This window comes from Nonomuraea sp. H19, assembly GCF_052068215.1.
Taxonomy (GTDB): domain Bacteria; phylum Actinomycetota; class Actinomycetes; order Streptosporangiales; family Streptosporangiaceae; genus Nonomuraea.
The window spans coordinates 1-1966 of sequence record NZ_JBQHCV010000105.1; the positions used below are offsets into that span (position 1 = coordinate 1).

Below are 1966 nucleotides of genomic sequence, written 5' to 3' on the forward strand. Positions count from 1 at the left end.
CTAGTGCTTTGACCGGAAACGATCACCGGGTTGGCGCGTAGGACGCCTATGCCGGTTGGATAGTGCTGATCACGTTCGTTCGATCGGCATCCAGGAGGCAGGATGGCGCAACCCGTCAGGGTCCGCAGATTGACGGATCCGGAAGGGCAGAAACTGCAGCGGATCGTGCGGCGCGGCACCACCAGCACGGTGCGTTACCGGCGGACGATGATCCTGCTGGCCTCAGCGGGCGGCAACACGGTGCCGGTCATCGCCCGCCTGGTGCAGGCCGATGAGGACACTGTGCGCGATGTCATCCACCGCTTCAACGAGATCGGGCTGGCCTGCCTGGACCCTCAGTGGGCGGGAGGCCGTCCCCGCCTGCTGAGTCCTGACGACGAAGAATTCGTCGCCCAGACGGCCACCACCCGACCGGCCAAGCTCGGCCAGCCGTTCACCCGCTGGTCCATCCGCAAACTCCTGGACTATCTGCGCCGCCTGCCTGACCGCGTCATCACCATCGGGCGGGAAGCGTTACGCATCCTGCTGGCCCGGCGCGGGATCACCTTCCAGCGCACCAAAAGCTGGAAAGAATCGCCCGACCCGGACTTCGAGGCCAAGCTGGAACGCATCGAGTACGCCCTCACCCAGCGGCCCGAGCGCACCTTCGCCTTCGACGAGTTCGGGCCGTTGGGCATCCGCCCTACTGCCGGATCGGGCTGGGCACCCGCGGGCGAGCCAGACCGGCTGCCGGCCACCTATCACCGCACCCACGGCGTCACCTACTTCCACGGCTGCTACTCCGTCGGCGACGACCTGCTATGGGGCGTCAACCACCGGCGCAAGAGCAGCGACCACACCTGGGCCGCGCTGAAGTCGATCCGCGCAGCCCGCCCGGACGGCGCACCGATCTACGTCATCCTGGATAACCTGTCGGCACACAAGAACCGACGCATCCTCACCTGGGCGAAGAAGAACAAGGTCGAGCTGCTGTTCACCCCGACGTATGCCTCTTGGGCCAACCCGATCGAGGCGCACTTCGGACCGCTACGCCAGTTCACGCTGGCCAACTCCAACCATCCCAACCACACCGTGCAGACCCGGGCCCTGCAGGCTTACCTGCGCTGGCGCAACGCTCACGCCCGCCACCCCGACGTGCTGGCCGCGCAACGCCGTGAACGCGCGCGGATCCGCAGCGAGAAAGGCATCCGCTGGGGCGGCCGACCGCTGGCACCCGCCGCGTGACCACGCGCCCGGTACTCCCGCCACGCTGAAGGAAAGGACAGTTCGCACCTCATGCAGGTCCTGCAGACGAATCGCGCTCTGCTGAGCCGGCTACTGCCGGGCGTCAAACCGGACGATCTCACCGTCCGTCAAGGGCAATTCCACCAGGTAGTGATCGGCGCAGATCGTGTCGTGTGCCTGCCTCGCACCGAAGCCGCGGCCGCCCGGCTGCCGCACAGGGCCGCTGTCTTGCGCCTGCTCGCCCGATTCGATGTCGGCTTCCGCACGCCTCAGCCACTGCTGGAGGGCAGCACTCACGGCACAGACCAGCCGCCGTTCCTGGTCCTCAGCCGCGTTCCCGGAACCCCGCTGGAGGTCGAAGCACTCGAAGATCCCCAAGTGGCTGAGGCCGCGGCGGCGCAGTACGTCACGCTGCTTACCGAACTGGCCAGGATCGGCGCTGAGGAGAACGTGCGAGCGGCCCTGCCAGCACCACCAGATCGATGGCGGCAGTTCCCAGCGGACGTCCGCGCCGAACTTTTCGGGCTCATGTCCGATGGCGGGCGTCAACGAGCCGAGCGAGAGCTCGCGGCGCTCGACAGCCTTCCCCACATCACCGAGGCGGTGGTCCACGGTGATCTCGGCGCCGAGAACGTCCTATGGGAGTGCCATGACCGACTGCCCGTGCTCAGCGGGGTGATCGATTGGGATGAGGTCACGATCGGTGATCCCGCCGAGGACCTTGCGGCCGTTGAGGCCAGCT

General features: G+C 67.2%; 2 protein-coding genes. Both read left to right on the plus strand.

Going from position 1 to position 1966, the window contains the following annotated elements; genetic code table 11:
* The first annotated feature begins 102 nt into the window (after positions 1-102).
* A complete protein-coding gene (locus tag ACTMTI_RS56735) occupies positions 103-1224 on the plus strand; it encodes an IS630 family transposase (RefSeq protein WP_441129383.1) in 1122 nt (373 codons plus the stop codon).
* Positions 1225-1275: 51 nt separating this feature from the next.
* Positions 1276-1966: phosphotransferase family protein (locus tag ACTMTI_RS56740; RefSeq protein ID WP_441129384.1), on the plus strand; the 691-nt coding region annotated here is incomplete at its 3' end.

Excerpts from the sequence above, each read along its gene's own strand:
- ACTMTI_RS56735 (WP_441129383.1), top strand. The coding sequence starts at position 103 with ATGGCGCAACCCGTCAGGGTCCGCAGATTGACGGATCCGGAAGGGCAG.